The 3,476-nt window shown below is 58.7% G+C and carries 3 protein-coding genes; 2 read left to right on the top strand and 1 reads right to left on the bottom strand.

The window, feature by feature from the left end:
- Window positions 1-420 precede the first annotated feature (420 nt).
- Entirely contained in the window at window positions 421-681 is a 261-nt protein-coding gene (locus NW844_RS08490; protein ID WP_414334953.1) for a ferredoxin-thioredoxin reductase variable chain, read from the top strand.
- Here NW844_RS08490 and NW844_RS08485 read toward each other — a convergent pair.
- Window positions 678-1,151: a phycobilisome protein gene (locus NW844_RS08485; protein WP_414334952.1), complete on the bottom strand. Its 474-nt coding sequence runs from the start codon at window positions 1,149-1,151 to the stop codon at window positions 678-680. The genes NW844_RS08490 and NW844_RS08485 overlap by 4 nt on opposite strands.
- Window positions 1,152-1,414: 263 nt before the next feature.
- On the opposite strand from NW844_RS08485, the gene ftsH reads away from it, so the two are divergent.
- Window positions 1,415-3,331, top strand: coding sequence for an ATP-dependent zinc metalloprotease FtsH (gene ftsH, locus NW844_RS08480; RefSeq protein ID WP_414334951.1), 1,917 nt, complete (start codon window positions 1,415-1,417; stop codon window positions 3,329-3,331).
- Window positions 3,332-3,476: the final 145 nt, after the last annotated feature.

Here is a 3,476-nt window from a genome sequence, read left to right as displayed (position 1 = left end):
CTCTGTTTTTTTCAAGCATCCTCGCGTCATCGGCTTAAGCTTTAATTGGTTTGATTGAAGACAGATTTGACGGATTTTGTTTGAGCGGCTGCCAGATTGCCTGAGATCGATCCGTGCCGCTGAGGCGATCCCTTCCAGCCCTCCGACCTCTGAGAGGGGAGTTGGGAAGCGGTTCAGGCAATGACCGTGCTCTTGGATCGGCTGGAGTACAAGGAGGGATCCCTTCGCTTAAAGTGGGGCTTCCTTCGGCTAGGCTCGTGGCTGGAGCTTGCGGAAAGATGCTCGCTCCACTCAAAGAAAACAAAAACTCCTGTGGTAGTTTCCACATACTTCTTCATATCTTGAAGACTTGCTTAGAGATTGAGCTAGAGTGTTCTCAGTCAGTTTCTCTGGTGGGCCACTTTTTGGGGAGGAAAAGACATGAAAGTTGGAGATCGAGTGCGGGTGCGTACCAGCGTGATCGTCTATCACCACCCGGAATATCGCAATCAACCTTTTGACCTCAAAGGCATGGAAGGGGAGCTGAAGGCCGTGATTCAGGATTGGAATGGCCGTCCGATCAGCGCCAATTTTCCCTTTCAGGTGCAGTTTGGCAACAAGTTCCGGGCTCATCTGCAGGCCGATGAGCTAGAGTTGGTTGAGCCGGCCAACTCAGCAGAGTCTGCCGGGACGGCTGCCTAGTTGAGGCTCAGCAGCGTGCGGTTGGTTTCCAGAATCGGCCTGATCAAGTCGGCTTCCGCGGGGGTGAGGTAATTGGCCATCACCTCTTGCAGGAAGCGGTAGGTTGCCTCGCAACTGCGTTGGGTGCGGAAGGCCCGCATCAAGGTCTGAAACCAGTAGAGAAACCGCTCTTTGTAGCGTTGCTCATCGTCCAAGAGCATGGCCAAGGCGGAAAGGCGCAGCACCCGAACGGTGTCAGCTTTCCACTTGTTACTAAAGTCTTCCACCCCCCGCATGAGCAAGTAGGGATCCAGCGCGCGCATTTTCATCTCCACATCCCGGATGATCTGGGCTTCTGCCGCTTGAATCTTGCGATAGGCGCTCAGGCGTAGGTCAAAGGAAGCCAGGTAGGTTTCCATGAATTGCAGCTCCTCATCCCTGAGATAGCGCCCATCGGCAGCGATGCTCAGTTGGCGCAGTTGAGTCAGCATGGGGCTCCTTGGGCAAGCTGGAATGGGTGAGAATGAGAAAAAAACACCCCCCTTGGCTGACGGCACAGCCTGGGTCTTTTGATCCTATCCCTAAACTCCTCGCCAGAAGAGCAGGATTGCCGGGATCCTCGGCAACCCTCTCAGTCAGGTTAATATTAATTAACAGTCTGTTGTTGCAAGAACCTACTCGACCCCAGATTGTTACCTACGAGTGGCCATCTGCGAGTTCGATTCAAAAACACCCTTTGGGAGGAAACACTTCCGTGAGTCAGAAAGGTAAAAACAAAAAATGGAGAAGCGCGGGGTTGTATGCGCTGCTGGCCATCGTCTTGATCTCCTTGGCCACCACCTTCTTCGGCACCCGCCCGGCTGAGCGCCTGGAGATCAGCTACTCCGACTTGATCAGCCGCGTGGAACGGGGCGAGGTCAGCAAGGTTTTGGTGGAGACGGCCCCGGATGGTCGCCAAGTGGCCATTGCCGAGGCAGAAATCAACAACCGCGCCACCCAAGTGCAGGTAAATCTGCCCCCCCTTACTCCAGAGTTTGAAAACACCCTGGTTGCCAACGGGGTGGAGCTGGCGGTGCGCCCGGTTCAGGAGGAAGGGCTCCTCGGGCGCATTCTCAGCACCTTCTTCCTGCCTGTTTTGCTGTTGCTGGGGCTTTTTTTCCTGCTGCGGCGCGCTCAAAATGGCCCTGGCAGCCAGGCCCTCAACTTCGGCAAATCGAGGGCGCGGGTGCAAATGGAGCCGAAAACTCAAATTACTTTCAACGATGTGGCCGGTATCGAGCAGGCCAAGCTGGAGCTGGCAGAGGTGGTGGATTTCCTGAAAAATTCAGAGCGCTTTACGGCTTTGGGAGCCAAGATCCCGCGTGGGGTGTTGCTGGTGGGCCCGCCCGGCACGGGTAAAACCCTGTTGGCCCGCGCTGTGGCCGGTGAGGCGGGTGTGCCCTTCTTCTCCATTTCTGGCTCTGAGTTTGTGGAGATGTTTGTCGGGGTCGGTGCCTCCCGTGTGCGGGATCTGTTCGAGCAGGCCAAGCAAAATGCCCCCTGCATTGTCTTCATCGATGAAATCGATGCCGTGGGTCGGCAGCGGGGAGCTGGCCTGGGGGGTGGCAACGACGAGCGGGAGCAAACCCTGAACCAGTTGCTGACCGAAATGGACGGCTTTGAGGGCAACTCCGGCATCATCGTTATTGCCGCCACCAACCGTCCCGATGTGTTGGATGCGGCGCTGCTGCGGCCCGGTCGCTTTGACCGCCAAGTGACGGTGGATCGCCCTGATTTTCAGGGCCGTCTGGAGATCCTCAAGGTGCATGCCCGCGGCAAAACCCTGGCCGCCGATGTGGATCTAGAGAAATTGGCCCGCCGCACCCCTGGGTTTACCGGTGCGGATTTGGCCAACCTGCTCAACGAAGCGGCCATTTTGGCGGCCCGCCGCAACCTCACCGAGATCTCGATGGACGAGATCAACGACGCCGTGGATCGGGTGTTGGCCGGCCCGGAGAAGAAGGATCGCCTCATGAGCGAGCGGCGCAAGGAGCTGGTGGCCTACCACGAGGCGGGCCACGCCTTGGTGGGATCCCTTTTGCCCAACTACGACCCGATCCAAAAAGTGACGATCATCCCCCGCGGCCAGGCGGGTGGCCTCACCTGGTTCCTGCCCAGCGATGATGACATGGGGCTAACCACCCGTGCCCACCTGAAAAACATGATGACCGTTGCCCTGGGCGGACGGGTGGCCGAAGAGGTGATCTACGGGGAGTCGGAGATCACCACAGGGGCGGCCAGCGACCTGCAACAGGTGGCCCGCATTGCCCGCAACATGGTCACCCGCTTTGGCATGAGCGATCGCCTGGGGAATGTGGCCCTGGGTCGCCAATATGCCAACATCTTCCTGGGCCGGGAGATCGCCGCAGAACGGGACTTCTCTGAGGAGACGGCAGCCCTCATCGACGAGGAGGTGCGGCGGCTGGTGAATGAGGCCTACCAGCGGGCCACCTACCTGATTCGGGAAAACCGTGCCCTCTTGGAGCGCATCGCCCGCCGCTTGGTGGAAGCCGAGACCATCGATGGGGAAGAGCTGCAGGCGATCATCGACAGCTCTGAGGTGGTGATGCTGCCGCCTGAGGAGGAGCCGGAGCCGCTGACCTTCCCGGTAACCCTCAACGCCAACGCCTAGGCCCCTCTCCTGTGCCTAGACCTGGGATCCCTGCCTTTTCCCTTGAGGAGGGCAGGGATCTCGATTTTTGCCTGATGATAGCCATCTCCCCTCTCCCTCTGGGAGAGGGGCCGGGGGTGAGGGCTCTCCCTCTGGGAGAGGGGCC

It is taken from the genome of Synechococcus sp. H55.2, from assembly GCF_047462495.1.
GTDB lineage: Bacteria > Cyanobacteriota > Cyanobacteriia > Thermostichales > Thermostichaceae > Thermostichus.
Note: the sequence above shows the minus strand (reverse complement) of the source record. Positions and strands in the feature narration are given on the sequence as shown.

Coding starts and splice junctions, on each gene's coding strand:
- NW844_RS08485 (WP_414334952.1), bottom strand. CDS start 1,151: ATGCTGACTCAACTGCGCCAACTGAGCATCGCTGCCGATGGGCGCTAT.
- NW844_RS08490 (WP_414334953.1), top strand. CDS start 421: ATGAAAGTTGGAGATCGAGTGCGGGTGCGTACCAGCGTGATCGTCTAT.